Here is a 16969-nt window from a genome sequence, read left to right as displayed (position 1 = left end):
TTTAACTTAGAAACAAAACAAAAAACACTATATGAACTTAGAAAGTCCAAAAGTTACAGTTCAGAAATCAGCTCAAGATTTGTTCGATCAATTGACTGACGTAAAGAATTTCGAAAAATTAATGCCTGACAATATCGCTAAATTTGAAGTGACTGGCGAAGACGCTTTTATTTTTGGATTGAAAGGGATGCCAGAAATCAAATTAAAAATGAAAGATAAAGTAGCGCCAAACAAAATTGTTTTGGGTGCTGCAAGTGATAAACTTCCGTTTACACTAACTTCAAACATTGACACTGTTTCTGATTCAGAAAGTGCTGTTCAATTGTTCTTTGAAGGAGAATTCAACGCTATGATGGCGATGATGGTTAAAGGTCCAATCAGTAAGTTTATTGAAACTTTAGCAAACAATATGAACAAACTTTAATAATGGTAAATTATTAATTGTGAATTATAAATTAAAAGTCCAATCTAACGATTGGACTTTTTTGTTTTTGTCATTTCGAGGAACGAGAAATCACACTAGTAGCTCGACAAAGTATTTCCTAATCCATGCGGAATCCCGCGTGTGATTTCTCGTTCCTCGAAATGACAAATAGTACGGTTTATTCACTTGGAAGAAAAAAAACCTTAGCATCTTAGCATCTTAGAACCTTAGTGCCTTTAATAAAGCATTTTAACCTCCTTAATCTCAAACTCTGCAACAGAATCATCTTCTAGCAAAACTTGCAGTTTTCCGACTGGAGAAACACCTTGAATGATTCCCATAAAATCGTTGTTATTATTATCTCTAAATGCTGTTGGAACTCCTTTTTTAAACAAAAAATTAAAGTAATCGTCCCAGAAAATGTTTGCTGAGGTATTCCACAATTGAATTTTCTCTTTTAGCTTTTCAACTATTAGAACTGCTAATTCTTCTTTATTGAAAGCCTTACCAGCAATTACTGACATAGAAGAAGCAGTTGGCAATTCGGTAAAATCAGTTTGGTTAACATTGATTCCGATTCCGGCAACTGACACGATCCTGCCATCACTTTTTAAGGTATTTTCGATTAATATGCCAACTAACTTCTTATTATATGACAGAATGTCGTTTGGCCATTTAATACAAATATCAGGAATATTTAATGTTTTTAAAACCTCTGCAACAGATAACGAAACAACAAGGCTTAAATTGAAAACTTCATCATTGGTAAACAGGAAATCTTTAACCAAAACGCTCATAGTTAAGTTTTTACCTGCTTCAGTCTTCCATACACCACCTACTTGCCCCTTCCCTTTTGTCTGATTTTCAGCTGTTACCGTTGTAAAATTCTCTAGTTCATCCTGACTTGCTAAAGCCTTCAGAAAGTCATTTGTAGAATCTATGGCATCGAGTTTGATTAGTTTCATTAAATAATTTAAATATCTTAATTTAATATTTTGTTAAGGTTCAAAAATAATCACAAAATTTGGTAACTTTACAAATTCATATAAAATAATTCATGGCGAAAAAGACTATTAATAATGATGTTCTACTGGCGAACATAATCAAAGGGATTGAGGAAGTAAAAGGAAATGATATCGACATTCTTGACTTAAGAGATATAGATACTGCTGTATGCGACTATTTTGTTATTTGCAACGGTAGCTCAAACACCCAAGTTAACGCCATCGTAAACTCAATTCAAAAAATTGTATCAAAAGACTTAAAAGATAAACCTTGGCACGTAGAAGGAACCGATAACGCAGAATGGGTTTTAATGGACTATGTACATATTGTAGTACACGTTTTCCAGAAACATATTCGCGAATATTACAACATCGAAAGCCTTTGGGGCGATGCCAAAATAACTTCAATCGAGAACAAATACTAAAGAAACTTTCATTAAATGGCTAAAGATAATAATCCAAATCCGAATAAATTTAAAATAAGTCCTTGGTTAATATACACCGCAATACTTTTAGTTTTTTTATTCATAAGTTTTGCCACAGGAGGATCAAGCTTAAGCGAACCTGCTCAATTAACTTCTTCTAAATTCAATACCCTTTTAGAAAAAGGCCAGATTGAAAAAGTAATTGTTTACAATAAAGCAGAAGCTGAGGTATATTTGAATGCTGCGGCTCTTAAAGACCCAGCAAATAAAAAAGTAGCTGAAGATATTTTCAAACAGCCAAACAAAGGTCCACACTATACTTTGGAAATTGGTAATGATCAAATCTTTCAGACTAAACTTGAAAAAGCAGTTAACGAACATAAATTGAAGGATTATAATTTCCTTCAAAAAAATAACTGGAGCGATATTTTAATCAGCTTACTTCCTATCATCATCATTGTTGGTGTATGGATTTTCATTATGCGTAAAATGTCTGGCGGAGGCGCTGGAGGTGGCGGACAGATCTTCAATATCGGAAAATCTAAAGCTAAATTGTTTGATGAAAAAACAGATATCAAAACTACGTTTAAAGATGTTGCTGGTTTAGAAGGTGCTAAAGAAGAAATTCAAGAAATTGTTGAATTCCTTAAGAACCCAGAAAAATATACAAATCTTGGAGGTAAAATTCCAAAAGGGGCTTTACTTGTAGGGCCTCCGGGAACTGGTAAAACTTTACTGGCAAAAGCTGTTGCTGGTGAAGCGCAAGTACCGTTCTTCTCTCTTTCTGGTTCAGATTTCGTAGAGATGTTTGTTGGAGTTGGTGCTTCACGTGTACGTGACTTATTTAAACAAGCTAAAGAAAAATCTCCTGCTATTATCTTCATTGACGAGATCGATGCTGTAGGTAGAGCAAGAGGAAAAAGCAATATGTCTGGCGGAAACGACGAAAGAGAAAACACATTGAACCAATTACTGACAGAAATGGACGGTTTTGGTACAAACTCTAATGTAATTGTTTTGGCAGCAACCAACAGAGCTGATGTTTTAGACAAAGCTTTAATGCGTGCAGGACGTTTTGACAGACAAATCTTTGTTGACTTACCAGACATTCGCGAAAGAGCTGAAATATTTAAAGTACACTTAGCTCCTATCAAAAAAGTTGAAGGTCTAGATTTAGATTTCTTAGCAAAACAAACTCCAGGGTTCTCTGGTGCTGATATTGCTAATGTTTGTAACGAGGCTGCTCTTATTGCAGCACGTAACAACAAAGCTGCAGTTGACAGACAAGATTTCCTTGATGCTGTTGATAGAATCATTGGTGGTCTTGAAAAGAAAAACAAAATCATTACTCCAGACGAAAAAAGAGCAATTGCAATTCACGAAGCGGGTCATGCTACTGTAAGCTGGATGTTAGAACATGCTGCACCACTTATTAAAGTAACTATTGTACCACGTGGACAAAGTTTAGGAGCTGCATGGTACTTGCCAGAAGAGAGACAAATCGTTAGAACTGATCAAATGTTAGACGAAATGTGTGCTACAATGGGTGGTAGAGCTGCTGAAAAAGTAACTTTTGACAGAATTTCTACTGGCGCATTAAGCGATTTAGAAAAAGTAACGCGTCAAGCTCGTGCAATGGTAACTATATACGGATTGAACGATAAAATAGGAAACGTGACGTATTACGATTCAACTGGACAGAGTGAATACAATTTCTCTAAACCATATTCTGACGAAACAGCAAAAATTATTGACAAAGAAATTTCAGATTTAATCGAAGGTCAGTACCAAAGAGCGATTCAGATATTAGAAGAAAACAAAGACAAGTTAAACCAACTTGCTGATATTCTGATTGAAAAAGAAGTAATTTTCAAAGATGACTTAGAAAACATCTTCGGAAAACGTACTTTCGACAAAAATTTAGAAGAGGTAGTTTCATAAGAAATCACCAAATACATAATAATATTTTTCAAAATCTTAATTCAAAAGTCCCTTTTGAATTAAGATTTTTTTATCTTTGAACGTTTTCAATTAACATGTAAAGTATTTCATATAAAAAATGAATTTTTTCAAAAAAATATTTGGCTCTAGTGAGGCCGCTTCTGACGAAGCGAACGAAAGCGAATATGCAGGGACTTCTGCGCAGAACAGTCATTTATCCTTAGATGAGCAATTTATTTTCAATTTCAAAAAAAATGGAGGTAAATTCTTGTACTGCGAAAACATGGGAGAAGTTTCTGAGCAGTTTGAAAACATTCTCGAAGAAAACGACTGGTTTGAACAAGAAGTTTTGTGCTATGAGCCTGCTTTATTTAGCTTATTGGACGAAAATAAATTATTTTACATCGCTCCTGTTAAACCAAAATTCTTATTGGCAAGCTGCGAGAACCTTATTGCCGATGAAGGTTCCATTTTATTTTCATCAAAACAAATTAGACAAAACAAACCAAACGAATTACCTGCAAATATTGTCATTATAGCCACTACCAGCCAAATCCTACCAATGAAAAGCGACGGATTGAGTGCTATAAAACGTAAATATGAAAGAGACATACCTACTAATATCACTACCATAAAATATTTCGAAAAAGCGAAAGACGAAGATTTTACTCAATACGGAAGTGTTGCAAAAAACCTTTATTTACTGCTTTTAGAAGACCTTTAAGATGAACGAAACGCTGAAGAGAACCATTTCTGGTGCTGTTTATATCGCTTTATTATTAACTTCGATATTGTTTTCTACAGAAAGCTTCATTACCCTTTTTGGTGTTTTCCTGATTATCACGATATATGAATTTTCTAATATCGTAAACCTGAACAAAGTATTTTCTATTCTCTTTGGGACTTTAGTCTATGCTACAATTATTCTTGTAAGCCATTACAACAAACAGACAACAAAATTTATAAACGATACATTCAATTCTAATATCAGTTTAGAAACCAATATCAAACAGCTAGATTTAGTTCTTCTAGCCGTAACAATTGTCGTTTCTATAAAATGTATCATATTTTTATTTTATGATTCTGTACAAAAAGTAAGCACTTCTTCAAAATACCTATATCTTCTAGGATATATTACGCTCCCTTTTGTATTTATTGTAAAAATCTCTTTTGGAACAAATGATTATAATCCGAAAATTATCTTGGGATTATTTGTTTTGATTTGGACGAATGACACTTTTGCTTATTTGGTTGGAAAATCAATGGGAAAACACAAATTATTTGAACGAGTGTCCCCTAAAAAAACAATTGAAGGCTTTCTTGGAGGTGTTGTATTTGCTGCTTTTGCCGGTTTTTTAATTTCCAAACTCTATATTCAGCCTAAACCTGAATTTAGCAATACATCGATCTTAATCTGGACGATTATCGCATTAATTGTCAGCATTTTTGGAACTATAGGAGACTTAATAGAATCCAAATTTAAACGAATTGCAGGCATAAAAGACAGCGGTTCCATAATGCCAGGTCATGGAGGTATTTTAGATCGATTAGATAGTGTTATATTTGTAGCACCAATTATATTTTTATTTTATCAAATTTTATATTATGTTTCATAAAGAGGGAGGCCCGTCCATTTTACTAGGTACTGTATTTACTGTAGCTGTACTTTTAATTGCTGAAAGATTTATAGATATCAATTGGCTTAGAATGCTTATTCAAATTGCAGCGGTTGTAATTTTGATTATTATTTTACAATTCTTCAGAAACCCAAAGAGAATTGCAGTTAGAAACAGCGATCACATCCTAGCTCCTGTTGATGGAAAAGTGGTGGTTATCGAAGAAGTTTATGAAGGAGAATATTTTAAAGATAAACGTTTACAGGTTTCTATTTTTATGTCACCAATCAATGTGCACGTAACACGTTACGCTATGGATGGTATCATTAAATTTAGCAAATATCATCCTGGTAAATTCTTAGTTGCTTGGCACCCGAAAGCAAGTGAGGAAAACGAAAGAACAACTGTAGTAATCGAAAACGAAACTTTCGGTGCTATTTTATACAGACAAATTGCAGGTGCTTTGGCACGTAGAATTGTAAACTATGCTAAAGAAGGAATGCAAGTTGTTCAAGGAACTGACGCTGGTTTTATTAAATTTGGATCAAGAGTAGATTTATTTTTACCCTTAGGCACACCAATCAATGTTGAGTTAAATCAGAAAGCAATTGGCGGAAAAACAATTATTGCTACAAAAGCATAAATGGCTGATAAAGATTTAGATATTCGCTTTGCTAAGGCCGTAGAAGTCGCAATGACAATGACTCAGGCTACGCTGCCACAAGACGTGCAGTTAAGACTTTATGCTTTTTACAAACAGGCTACCTTTGGAACAGCAGTTTACAATCAATCTCAAAATTTTGATTTACGAGATGCTTTTAAAACTAATGCCTGGATGCAGATAAGCCATATGTCTGTAGACGAAGCCAAAGAAAATTATATCGAGATCATCAATTCACTAACATCAAAATAAAAACATTATGAAGAAAAACGTTGTTCTTTTCAGCACTTTAGCTTCATTTTTACTATTATTTTCCTGTAAAGAAGATAAGCTGGTTGAAGTAGTTGAAGTTCCTCTTCCAACAAAAGAAGAAAAAATAACTATTGGCTCACCAAATGATGTTAAAGCCGATCCTGGTTCTTTTGAAATGACAAAATTGCCATTTAATTATGATGCACTTGCGCCAGACATTAGAAGCTTAACTTTAGAAACACATTATTCTAAGCATTATTTGTCGTATACAAACAATTTCAACAAAGAAATTCTTTCGACTGAGTTTGAAAACATGCCTATTGAGGACATTTTAAAAAAAATGCCCCTTACCAATTTAAAACTTCGTCAGAATGCAGGCGGGTATTATAATCATACTTTGTATTTTAATATTCTAAGTCCGAAAGAGCAAACTCCAAAAGATACTCTAGCTGGTTCGATAAATAAAGAATTTGGTTCTTTTAACAATTTGACGAATCAATTTAAAGCACAGTCAGAAAAGCAGTTTGGTTCTGGATGGGTTTGGCTAGTTGTGGACCGTTATGGCAAATTACAAATCACAACGACAGACAATCAGGATAATCCATTGATGAAAAATGCTTTGATTCCGGGAACTCCAATTATGGGAATCGATCTTTGGGAACATGCTTATTATTTAGATTACCAAAACCGAAAAGGCAGTTATATTGATGCCTTTTACAATCATATAAATTGGGAAAAAGTAAACGAATATTACGTTGAAGCACTCAAAAAGGTTAAAAAAGTATAGAAAAAAAGCTGATGCAATTAAGTATCAGCTTTTTTTTATACCTTTTGAGTACTTAAACGAAGATCATGAAAGACATTGCCAATCGTTTTACAGAAAACCCTTTATTATCGCCGTCAGATATATCGCCAAGCAGAGAAGGCTTAGAAGTTACTTGCCTATTGAATCCTGGCGTATTTCGGTTTCAAAGCAAAATCTGGCTGGCTGTACGTGTTGCCGAAAGACCAAAACAAAGCGAAAACATCATCTCGTTTCCAATTCTAACAGAAACAGGAACAATCCAAATTATTGAAATTCTAAAAAATCATCCCGAACTTATTGCAACAGATGCACGCGTAATCAATTATCAAGGCATTGATTACTTAACTACATTATCCCATATTAGATTGTTGTGCAGTGAAGATGGAAAACAGTTTTATGAACCCGAAAATTATCCGCATTTAGTTGGAGAAGGAATATTAGAAACTTTTGGGATTGAAGATTGTCGTGTTTCTTTAATTGAAGGTAAATACTACCTGACTTTTACTTCTGTTTCTCCTAGTGGCGTAGGCGTCGGTTTACGAACCACTTCTGATTGGAAAAATTTCCAAAAACACGGAATCATCTTCCCACCTCACAATAAAGACTGTGCTATTTTTGAAGAAAAAATAAATGGATTATTCTATGCGCTGCATCGTCCGAGCAGTGTCGATATCGGAGGAAACTACATTTGGATAGCTTCTTCTCCAGATGGCATTCATTGGGGGAATCATAAATGCATTATCAAAACCAGAAAAGGAAACTGGGACAGCAAAAGAGTCGGCGCTGGTGCAGCTCCCATAAAAACAGAATTAGGCTGGCTCGAAATTTATCACGGAGCCAATGAATTTCACCAATATTGTTTAGGTGCTTTTTTGTTAGATTTAGAAGATCCTTCAAAAGTGATCTCAAGAACTGAAACACCAATTATGTTTCCGAAAACAAATTATGAATTAAGCGGTTTCTTCGGAAATGTCGTTTTTACAAACGGTCATATTCTTGATCCTGATAATGACACACTAACAATTTATTATGGCGCTTCGGACGAGTTTGTCTGCGGAGCAACATTTTCTATAAAAGAGATTTTTTCTTTGCTAAAAAAGGTCTGAAAACAAAAAAACTTGTCTAGAAATTACTAAACAAGTTTCTTTTTTAAAACATTTTCCTCGTCAATTCACTTCATAAATAAATGATTCAGAAGGCTTTATTTTAACTCTTGCAGAACCTTCTCCATTTTTAACTGTAAAATAAGTTTTACTCGCTGAATATATTTTATCTACAAGCACATAAGAACCATCTTTAAGATTCCACTTTGAAATAATAGATGAAGGAATTTTCAAATCAAATTCGCTTTCTTTTTCTGAAGAGAAATTAGCAATTACAATTAATTTTTGACTCTCTGACCAACGAACATAACTATATAATAACGCATCATAATTAGAATTACCTTGGCGATTTACAGTCTGAATTTCTTCAAAACTTCCCATTAGAGCACTACTATTAATAGTAAAGTTCAATAATCGTTTGTAAAAATCGCGAAGCTGTTTTTCGGATTCTGAAAGTTGTCCTCCATCAAATTTACCTCCGTTCATCCAGCGCTGATGATTAGGAACTCCGATATAATCAAAAATTGATGTTCTGGAACGTTTTCCAAAACCTGCATTTTCGTTTCCAGCCTCTCCTACTTCCTGTCCGAAATAAATCATAGTTGGTGAAGTACTGATTGTTGCCGAAACTACCATTAAAGGTTTTCCCCTTTCCGGCGTTCCAGCAAATTCCGGACTTGCCAAACGCTGTTCATCATGATTGTCAAGAAAATGAAGCATATGATGTTCTATATCTGACATTCCATTTTGGATTTTTGTTAATTCGTCTGGAGAAGATTTCCCGTGAATAATATCTTTCAGCTTATCATAAGTCTCCACTTTATCATACAGATAATCCATTTTCCCTAAACGAATATAATTGCGATATTCATTCGGATTATAAACTTCGGCCAATAAAAACGCATTCGGATTTTTCATTTTGATAGAAGAGTTCATGTAACTCCAAAACTCATACGGAACCATTTCTGCCATATCATAACGGAATCCGTCAACACCTTTTGCTGTCCAATACAACGCAATATCCCTAAATTTCTTCCAAGAATCAGGAACATCTTTATCTTGCCAAAAAGCGAAATGTTCTTGATAGGTCTTCTGGTCAAAACCAGCAGGAAGTTCAGGAAAATCTTTAGTCCCGTCGGGACGCACTCCGTAATTTACTTTTACCGTTTCGTACCAATCATTTTGATCTGGTTTAATTTTACGAGAGCCATTTCCAGTCCATTTCGCAGGATTTTCATCAAATTTTCCATCAATAAGCGGATTTTTCTCTCCGTTTAAAGGAATATCTCCATCTGGAATTTCGAAATGCTGCTGTGGAATATAATAGAAATTATTGTTACGTTTATATTCAACCGAAACATCATCATCTGCTCCAAAATCTTTTACTCCTTCCGGATTTGTTTTTCCTTCATATTTTCTCGCAATGTGATTTGGAACAATATCAATGATCACTTTCAAACCTGCATTATGAGTTCGTTTGATTAAAGCTTCAAATTCTTCTAATCGTTTTGCAGGATCTACAGCCAAATCCGGATTTACGTTGTAGTAATCTTTTACCGCATAAGGAGAACCAGCACGTCCTTTTACTACTTCTGGATCATCATTTGAAATTCCATACGCCGTATAATCACGCACTAGAGCATGATGTGGAACTCCTGTATACCAAATATAATTAACTCCCAAATCTTTTATTTCATGAAGAGCTTTGTCTGTAAAATCATTAAATTTTCCGACACCATTTTCTTCAATAGTTCCCCAAGGTTTGTTGTTTGTATTTTTGTTTCCAAATAGGCGCGTAAAGACTTGATACACCACAATTTTTTTATTCGCAGTAGTTTGTTCTTTTGCTGTGCTCATTTTTAAATCTTTTGTTTTACAGGCTGAAAATAATAACGTTAATGTTATTCCGGCTGCAATTATTCTTTTGCTTATCATATATTTTAGGCTATTCTTATCTTACTTTTTTGGTTTCAACGCCAAAAGCGTCAAAAACAATTTTCTAAAAATAGCTCATTTTTTAAAACTCCGAAAACGACTTATCTAATTTACACCGTTTTTAGCTTAAAATACAACTACTACAACGTGAGAGTTTGACATTTTGTTGAAAAAATAATTGACATCCAAATTCAACATTAGACTGTTGATGACTTATTATAAATTAATGCTAATATCGGCGAGAGGTTCTAACCTTTTTTATAAATTTGACAAAAATTTAATCAGTTGAAGAAATCACTCTTTTTCATATTTATTTGTCTGTCTTTTTTAAGCGTTCAATTCACTTTCGCACAAGCAAAAAAACCTGCACAATCTCCGAAAACAATTGTCATCGAGAATGCTGACTTTTCTGATGTAGATCAGGTTAATGTACCTGATGCGCTTTTACTTACTGGAAATGTAAAAGTAAACCACGATGGAGTTGTATTAACTTGCAATAAAGCTTATTTTTTTCAAAAAGAGAATTATCTAAAAGCATTCGGAAATGTACAATTAGTACAAGGGGATACTTTATTTCTGAATAGTAAATATGCTGAATATAGCGGTAATGCAAAAAAAGCTTTTGCCACAGGAAATGCCGTCTTAACTTCGCCAGATGCTACTCTGCAGACCGACACTATTAATTTTGACAGAAATGTTCAGGAAGCATTTTACAACACCAAAGGTACTATCATAAACAAAGACAATACATTGGTAAGTAAATCTGGAAGATATTTTGTAAAAGAAAAGAAATTCCAGTTTTTGACTGAAGTTACAATTACGAATCCAAAATATGTGATTAAATCAAATCATTTGGATTATTACAGCAATTCTGGTCACACCTATCTTCTTGGTCCCTCAACGATTACGAGTAAAGCCAATTACATTTATACTGAAAAAGGTTTTTATGACACTAAGAAAAACTTAGCACATTTTCTACGAAAATCTTACATCAAATATGATGACAGGCGTATAGAAGGCGACAGTTTATTTTATAATCGAAATACCGAATTTGCTTCGGCAACCCGAAATGTAAAAATCACCGATTCTATCAATAAAGGAATTGTAAAAGGCCATTATGCAGAGCTTTACAAACTGAAAGACTCGATGTTTGTAACCAAAAGGGCTGTCGCTGTAAATCTTGTTGAGAATGATTCGGTTTACATTCACGGACAAAAATTAATGGTTACAGGAAAAGAAGGAGAAAGAATTTTGAGAGCTTATAAAAATGTTCGTTTCTACAAAACCGATATGAGCGGTAAATGCGACTCGATACATTCTGATTCTAAAATAGCCTTAACAAAATTGATTGGAAATCCGATTCTTTGGAATGGTGACAACCAGATTACAGGAGATGTAATGCATTTGATTGGCGATAATAAAACAAGGAAAATTGACTCTTTGAAAGTACTCAATAATACTTTCGTCTTATCTAAGGACACGCTCGGAACAGGATTTAATCAAGTCAAGGGACTCAATTTGTTTGGAAAATTCCGAGATGGAAAACTTCATGATGTTGATGTTATCAAAAATACCGAAGTAATTTATTATATGCGGAACGATGCCCATGAACTAATCGGGATTAATAAAAACGTTAGCAGTAAAATCAATATGATATTGGAAAACAATGCTATTGAAACGATTACGTTCTTCAACAAAGTCGACGGAGATATTTTTCCTGAAGATGAACTTCCCGAAAATGCTCGTAAACTAAGAGGGATGAATTGGCGTGGCGACGAAAGAATAAAATCGAAAGATGATATTTTTACCGCAGAAGAAAATGAAGAAAATGACAAACTGATTAAACAAGGAAAAGACGAAGAAGAAAAAGGTAAAAACGTTCCCTTAAAAGTCAGGAAAGAGACCTTAAATTACGATAAAAAGAAACCTACTGCTAAGACAGACACGAAAGCCAAAAGCAAGTAGTTTTTGGTCTCAGTGACAGTTTTCTGTCGCGGTCACAGTTTACAATGCTTTGCGATTGTTTAAACCACAAAGTTAACTTAATCGTAAAGTCAAAAACCTTAGAACCTCAGTACCTTTGCAACTTAACCTAAAAAAGTTTTCAGTCGCGGTCACAGTTTACAGTTAAAAACATAGAAGCTCAGAATCTTAGTATCTCAGCAACTTAGAAGCTAAAAAAAATGAATCCAGATTTTATAAAATACCAAGCGCAAACCTCTCCTTACCCACTCGGAATGGAAGTTTCGCATGCCATTGGCTCTTACATATACGACACAAGCGATAAAAAATATTTAGATTTTGTTGCTGGAGTTTCGGCTTGTACTTTAGGACATCAACATCCGAGAGTAAATCAAGCCATAAAAGATCAGTTAGATAAATATTCGCACGTAATGGTTTACGGAGAATATTCTCAGAGTCCAGCTGTCCAATACTGCAAAATGATGGCTTCTCTGCTTCCAGAGTCTTTAAACAAAACCTATTTGGTTAATTCTGGTACAGAAGCGATTGAAGGTTCGCTAAAATTAGCCAAACGCGTTACAGGACGCAGCCAACTTATTTCATGTCACAATGCTTATCACGGAAACACGATGGGTTCTATGAGTGTTATGGGATTTGAAGAACGCAAACAAGCTTTTAGGCCTTTGCTTCCAGACGTTGATTTTATCACTTTCAATAACGAAGATGATTTACAGAAGATAACTACTCGAACAGCAGCAATTCTTTTAGAGACCATTCAAGGTGGTGCGGGATTTATTCAGCCTGAAAACAACTTTTTGCAAAAAGTTCGTGAACGTTGTGATGAGGTTGGAGCTTTAATGATTGTTGATGAAATCCAGCCAGGTTTTGGAAGAACAGGAAAACTTTTTGGCTTCCAGAATTACGATGTTGTTCCCGATATTGTGGTTATGGGTAAAGGAATGGGTGGCGGAATGCCTGTTGGTGCTTTTACTGCTTCTGCCGAAAAAATGGATCTTTTAACTGAAAACCCAAAATTAGGACATATAACCACTTTTGGAGGTCATCCTGTCATTGCGTCAGCTTGTTTAGCTACTTTGCAAGAATTAACTGAAACAAATTTAATGGCAGAAACGCTAGAGAAGGAAAAACTCTTCAGATCGCTTTTGGTACATCCTTTGATTACAGAAGTTAGAGGAAAAGGATTAATGCTTGCCGCTATGACAGAATCGGCAGACATTACCAACGAAGTCATTTTAAGCTGTCAAGACAGAGGACTTATTTTATTCTGGCTTTTATTTGAAGGATGCGCAATTAGAATTACACCTCCTTTGACTATTTCTGAAGACGAAATTAGAGAAGGCTGTGCGATTATTCTAGACGTGATGGATGAAATAATGAAGAAGAACAACAACTAACTTATAAAATTATTTGAGCACTATTTTTAATAAACCTGACAGAAATTAATGCTCAATTTATATTTCAAAAAAGTCTTCCGGTACAAATAAAAAAATGACAAAACCGAAGCTAATCCCTTAATAATAAAGGAGATTTCTTCCCAAAATAGAATAAAAAACGCCATATATTGTTAATTAAATTGTTCAAAACAATTAATTTCCTATCCTTACAGCGATTATATGGTTGCCTAAATTTATAACAGGCTAATTTCAAATATACGAAGTATGCAATTAAGCAACGAAGAAGAAGATTATAACCTATCCCTATCCAAATTTGAGTCAATGTTAAAAACTAACAAAGTACTCTTTTTTGATTCTGAAGAATTCGAAGAAATAATTCTTCATTATTTAGACATAGGTAAGGCTAATTTAGCAAAAAAGGCCTTAAAACTTGCATTAGACCAGCATCCAAAATCTACAGGCTTAAAATTAGTACAAGTAGAAATGCTAGTTTATGATGACAAACTCGAGATCGCTGAAAAGCTTTTGAATGAGTTATACGCAATTGAACCTAACAACGAGGAAATCTACATCCAGAAAGCCAATATCTGTTCCAAAAGAGATCAGCACGAAAAAGCAGTTGAACTGTTAAAAATCGCGCTTCAATACACTGATGATTATGCCGATGTGTACAATTTAATTGGTATGGAATATCTTTTCATGGATAATCTCGAGCTGGCAAAGGAGAGTTTTATCAAATGTCTTGAAGAAGACTTAGAAGATCAATCTGCTCTTTATAACGTAGTGTATTGTTTTGAATTTTTAGATCAGAACCAAGAAGCTATTGTATATCTTAACGAATATATTGACAGAAATCCGTACAGTGAAATCGCATGGCATCAGCTTGGACGTCTGCATTATGGCGTAAAAGAGTATGAAAATGCAATTCGCGCATTTGATTATGCAACGCTGATTGACGATGAGTTTTTAGGGGCCTTTATGGAAAAAGCAAAAGCCTACGAGCGCCTAAAAAAATACAATGAAGCAATTGAAAGCTATAACAGAACCATCGAATTGGACGATGCGACATCGTATGCATTACTTCGAATTGGAAAATGTTATGAAAAACTTGGAAATTTAGCCAAGGCAATTCAATATTATAATCAGACTGTTCACGAAGATCCGCTTTTAGATAAAGGCTGGATTGCGATTACAGATTTTCATCTTCGCCAGAAAAACTATCAGAAAGCATTGTTTTTTGTCAATAAAGCATTGGCAATCGATAATCAGAATCGTTTGTACTGGAAAAGATATGCTACAATCAACAAACAAATGAATTTCTTTGAAGAAGCCGAATTTGGTTTTAGAAAAGCGGTTGAGTTTGGAGATTATGCATTAGATACTTGGTTATTTTGGGTTGATATTCTTCAATTTTTAGGAGAATTTGAAACAGCTATCCAAACTTTATTGCAGGCTACAGAATACTTTCCTGAAGAAAATGAAATCGAATACCGTTTGGCAGGATTGTATTTTATGATTCAAGACAACACAAAAGCTAAATTTCACTTAAGCAATGGTTTACGCCTTAACTTTGACAACTATATCCTAATCGAAGATTTGTTTCCTGTAGTTTGGGCAAAAAAAACAGTAAAAAATTATATAGAAAAACATCGTAAATAAGAATGGTTGATATTTTATTAAGAAGACGTTTTGGACTATTAGGACGCAACATAAGCTACTCTTTTTCAAAAGGTTATTTTACAGAAAAATTTAATAATGAAGTTTTTGCTGGCAACAGCTATGAGAATTTTGACATTTCTGAGATTAATTACTTCACAGAATTAATTAAAAACAATCCTGATTTAAAGGGATTAAATGTTACAATTCCGTACAAAGAACAAGTTATTCCTTTCTTAGATAAATTATCAAAAAAAGCCACTCTAATTGGCGCTGTCAATACAATTAAATTTACTAAAAGCGGTAAATTAAAAGGCTACAACACCGATTATTACGGATTCAAAAAGTCTTTAAAACCATTATTAGAACCACACCATAAAAAAGCCCTAATATTAGGAACAGGAGGCGCTTCTAAAGGTGTTGCTTTTGCTTTGGATGAATTAGACATTCCATACACTTTTGTCTCTAGAGAAGCAAAAGAAAACATCATTGATTATGATTTGATTAACGCAACTACTTTTGATAATTTTCAAATTATAATTAATTGTACGCCAGTTGGAACAAGCCCTAATATTGAAGCTTGTCCGACTTTACCATACGAGTTTTTTACAGAAAAACATATTGCTTACGATTTAATCTATAATCCTGCAGAAACTACTTTCCTGCGAAAAGCGAAAGAAAAAGGCGCTGTTATTAAAAACGGGCACGATATGCTCATTTTTCAAGCTGAAAAAGCTTGGAAAATCTGGAACAAATAAAAATAAAATGTTAAAGTAATTTTCGTAAATTAGTCTACTCATTTGCAGATAGTTATGAAAAAACATTTACTTTACTTTAGCATTTTTTTTCTTATTATAGCTCGTGCAACAGCCCAAGACGAAGATATAGACAGAAGCAATAGTCCGTTTGCTGAACCTCGATATCATTACTTTCTACAAACCATTCTATTATACAATGAGTATTTAGACACTAAGAATGGCTCGTACAATACTACCAATTTGCGTGTTTTACAGCCAATTGGCAACAAAGCTTGGAATCTGAGATTTGATTTGCCTTTAATCTCAACCAATTCTAATTCTATCAATCAAACCGGGCTTGGTGATGTAGGTGTTGGGCTTAGTTTTATCCCTTATTTTAAAAAAACCAGTGGAATTGGTCTTAGAACCCGTGTTATCTCAAATTCTGCTGCAGACCCAAGTTTTGGTACAGGGAAATGGGTAGTAATTCCAGCAGGTATCTTTGCAAAATATTTCAATCAAAAGAAATTCTTATGGCTTGCAACTGTTGAGCATTCCCAAAGTTTTGCGGGATCAAGCAACCGAAGTGATGTGAGCGTAACTCTTTTAGAAAACAACTTATTATGGTTTTTTGGAAAAAATTGGATTGCTACAGATGTAGGTTTTAGATATAATTATGTTTTGGATGGCTTTCAAAACAATGCTTTTATGGAATTTGGTCGAAAAATCACCCCAACAAATTTAGTTTATGTACACCCTAGCGCAGCTTTTGGAGGTGAAAAATCATATAATTTTGGAATGGAAGTAGGTCTGCTAATTCTATTTTGATGTGAAACAAACTATTGATTCAGCTTCCCTTTTTATGATTATTTTCTTTTTTCATTGAAAAATCGCAAAAAATATTATTTCTATCTTATCAATTAAAACGACAAAAATTAATATATCATACTGGTTAATTGAATTAAACAATAAGAATTTCACCGTAAATTAGCGTATAATCAAAGGATTTATTTTGTATTTAGAAACACCTTTA

16 protein-coding genes are annotated in these 16969 nt (G+C 34.0%); 14 read left to right on the top strand and 2 right to left on the bottom strand.

The features are described 5' to 3' along the window. Positions 1 to 31: 31 nt before the first annotated feature. Entirely contained in the window at positions 32 to 424 is a 393-nt protein-coding gene (locus tag DMA14_RS08100) for an SRPBCC family protein (protein ID WP_111283220.1), read from the top strand. A 236-nt stretch (positions 425 to 660) separates the two neighbouring features. Here DMA14_RS08100 and DMA14_RS08095 read toward each other — a convergent pair whose 3' ends face one another. Then, positions 661 to 1389, bottom strand: a complete 729-nt coding sequence (locus DMA14_RS08095; RefSeq protein ID WP_111424236.1) for a biotin--[acetyl-CoA-carboxylase] ligase — start codon at positions 1387 to 1389, stop codon at positions 661 to 663. A 92-nt stretch (positions 1390 to 1481) separates the two neighbouring features. Between DMA14_RS08095 and rsfS the strand changes: the two genes are divergently transcribed. From rsfS to DMA14_RS08055, 8 genes are all read left to right on the top strand, one after another. Continuing rightward, positions 1482 to 1853: a ribosome silencing factor gene (rsfS, locus tag DMA14_RS08090; protein ID WP_111366534.1), complete on the top strand. Its 372-nt coding sequence runs from the start codon at positions 1482 to 1484 to the stop codon at positions 1851 to 1853. A 15-nt stretch (positions 1854 to 1868) separates the two neighbouring features. Then, positions 1869 to 3794 carry an ATP-dependent zinc metalloprotease FtsH gene (gene ftsH, locus DMA14_RS08085; RefSeq protein WP_111378460.1) on the top strand — a complete coding sequence of 642 codons (1926 nt, stop codon included), beginning with the start codon at positions 1869 to 1871 and terminating at the stop codon, positions 3792 to 3794. A gap of 118 nt (positions 3795 to 3912) precedes the next feature. Next, entirely contained in the window at positions 3913 to 4518 is a 606-nt protein-coding gene (locus DMA14_RS08080) for a lactate utilization protein B/C (RefSeq protein WP_111424235.1), read from the top strand. 1 nt (position 4519) lies between these two features. Beyond that, a complete protein-coding gene (locus tag DMA14_RS08075) occupies positions 4520 to 5410 on the top strand; it encodes a phosphatidate cytidylyltransferase (RefSeq protein ID WP_111378462.1) in 891 nt (296 codons plus the stop codon). Further along, positions 5400 to 6053 carry a phosphatidylserine decarboxylase family protein gene (locus DMA14_RS08070; RefSeq protein WP_111424234.1) on the top strand — a complete coding sequence of 218 codons (654 nt, stop codon included), beginning with the start codon at positions 5400 to 5402 and terminating at the stop codon, positions 6051 to 6053. The genes DMA14_RS08075 and DMA14_RS08070 overlap by 11 nt, the downstream gene beginning before the upstream one ends. Beyond that, complete coding sequence (locus tag DMA14_RS08065; RefSeq protein WP_111424233.1) at positions 6054 to 6323, top strand: acyl-CoA-binding protein; 270 nt, start codon at positions 6054 to 6056, stop codon at positions 6321 to 6323. A gap of 7 nt (positions 6324 to 6330) precedes the next feature. Continuing rightward, positions 6331 to 7110: a superoxide dismutase gene (locus DMA14_RS08060; protein WP_008462756.1), complete on the top strand. Its 780-nt coding sequence runs from the start codon at positions 6331 to 6333 to the stop codon at positions 7108 to 7110. A gap of 65 nt (positions 7111 to 7175) precedes the next feature. Beyond that, positions 7176 to 8234, top strand: coding sequence for a glycoside hydrolase family 130 protein (locus tag DMA14_RS08055; RefSeq protein ID WP_111424232.1), 1059 nt, complete (start codon positions 7176 to 7178; stop codon positions 8232 to 8234). Between the two features lie 60 nt (positions 8235 to 8294). Here the strand turns inward: DMA14_RS08055 and DMA14_RS08050 are convergent, their stop codons facing one another. After that, on the bottom strand, positions 8295 to 10166 hold the full coding sequence (locus DMA14_RS08050) for an alpha-amylase family protein (RefSeq protein ID WP_111424231.1): 1872 nt from the start codon (positions 10164 to 10166) through the stop codon (positions 8295 to 8297). Between the two features lie 285 nt (positions 10167 to 10451). Between DMA14_RS08050 and DMA14_RS08045 the strand changes: the two genes are divergently transcribed. The 5 genes from DMA14_RS08045 (at position 10452) to DMA14_RS08025 (ending at position 16764) form a co-directional block, all read left to right on the top strand. Beyond that, complete coding sequence (locus tag DMA14_RS08045; protein WP_238989930.1) at positions 10452 to 12131, top strand: OstA-like protein; 1680 nt, start codon at positions 10452 to 10454, stop codon at positions 12129 to 12131. A gap of 218 nt (positions 12132 to 12349) precedes the next feature. Further along, positions 12350 to 13543, top strand: coding sequence for an aspartate aminotransferase family protein (locus DMA14_RS08040; RefSeq protein WP_111424230.1), 1194 nt, complete (start codon positions 12350 to 12352; stop codon positions 13541 to 13543). A gap of 264 nt (positions 13544 to 13807) precedes the next feature. Next, on the top strand, positions 13808 to 15202 hold the full coding sequence (locus DMA14_RS08035; RefSeq protein ID WP_111378468.1) for a tetratricopeptide repeat protein: 1395 nt from the start codon (positions 13808 to 13810) through the stop codon (positions 15200 to 15202). A gap of 2 nt (positions 15203 to 15204) precedes the next feature. Next, positions 15205 to 15957 (top strand): shikimate dehydrogenase family protein, encoded by a 753-nt coding sequence (locus tag DMA14_RS08030; protein WP_111424229.1) that lies wholly within the window; start codon positions 15205 to 15207, stop codon positions 15955 to 15957. A gap of 54 nt (positions 15958 to 16011) precedes the next feature. Next, positions 16012 to 16764, top strand: coding sequence for a lipid A phosphoethanolamine transferase (locus DMA14_RS08025; RefSeq protein ID WP_111424228.1), 753 nt, complete (start codon positions 16012 to 16014; stop codon positions 16762 to 16764). Positions 16765 to 16969 lie beyond the last annotated feature (205 nt).

It is taken from the genome of Flavobacterium sharifuzzamanii, from assembly GCF_003254585.1.
Taxonomy (GTDB): domain Bacteria; phylum Bacteroidota; class Bacteroidia; order Flavobacteriales; family Flavobacteriaceae; genus Flavobacterium; species Flavobacterium sharifuzzamanii.
The sequence above is the reverse complement of the archived record's forward strand: the minus strand, read 5'-3'. Positions and strand labels throughout refer to the sequence as shown.

Bases quoted from the DNA above. Each gene is read 5' to 3' on its own strand.
- DMA14_RS08100 (WP_111283220.1), top strand. From the start codon at position 32: ATGAACTTAGAAAGTCCAAAAGTTACAGTTCAGAAATCAGCTCAAGAT.
- DMA14_RS08095 (WP_111424236.1), bottom strand. From the start codon at position 1,389: ATGAAACTAATCAAACTCGATGCCATAGATTCTACAAATGACTTTCTG.
- rsfS (WP_111366534.1), top strand. From the start codon at position 1,482: ATGGCGAAAAAGACTATTAATAATGATGTTCTACTGGCGAACATAATC.
- ftsH (WP_111378460.1), top strand. From the start codon at position 1,869: ATGGCTAAAGATAATAATCCAAATCCGAATAAATTTAAAATAAGTCCT.
- DMA14_RS08080 (WP_111424235.1), top strand. From the start codon at position 3,913: ATGAATTTTTTCAAAAAAATATTTGGCTCTAGTGAGGCCGCTTCTGAC.
- DMA14_RS08075 (WP_111378462.1), top strand. From the start codon at position 4,520: ATGAACGAAACGCTGAAGAGAACCATTTCTGGTGCTGTTTATATCGCT.
- DMA14_RS08070 (WP_111424234.1), top strand. From the start codon at position 5,400: ATGTTTCATAAAGAGGGAGGCCCGTCCATTTTACTAGGTACTGTATTT.
- DMA14_RS08065 (WP_111424233.1), top strand. From the start codon at position 6,054: ATGGCTGATAAAGATTTAGATATTCGCTTTGCTAAGGCCGTAGAAGTC.
- DMA14_RS08060 (WP_008462756.1), top strand. From the start codon at position 6,331: ATGAAGAAAAACGTTGTTCTTTTCAGCACTTTAGCTTCATTTTTACTA.
- DMA14_RS08055 (WP_111424232.1), top strand. From the start codon at position 7,176: ATGAAAGACATTGCCAATCGTTTTACAGAAAACCCTTTATTATCGCCG.
- DMA14_RS08050 (WP_111424231.1), bottom strand. From the start codon at position 10,166: ATGATAAGCAAAAGAATAATTGCAGCCGGAATAACATTAACGTTATTA.
- DMA14_RS08040 (WP_111424230.1), top strand. From the start codon at position 12,350: ATGAATCCAGATTTTATAAAATACCAAGCGCAAACCTCTCCTTACCCA.
- DMA14_RS08035 (WP_111378468.1), top strand. From the start codon at position 13,808: ATGCAATTAAGCAACGAAGAAGAAGATTATAACCTATCCCTATCCAAA.
- DMA14_RS08030 (WP_111424229.1), top strand. From the start codon at position 15,205: ATGGTTGATATTTTATTAAGAAGACGTTTTGGACTATTAGGACGCAAC.
- DMA14_RS08025 (WP_111424228.1), top strand. From the start codon at position 16,012: ATGAAAAAACATTTACTTTACTTTAGCATTTTTTTTCTTATTATAGCT.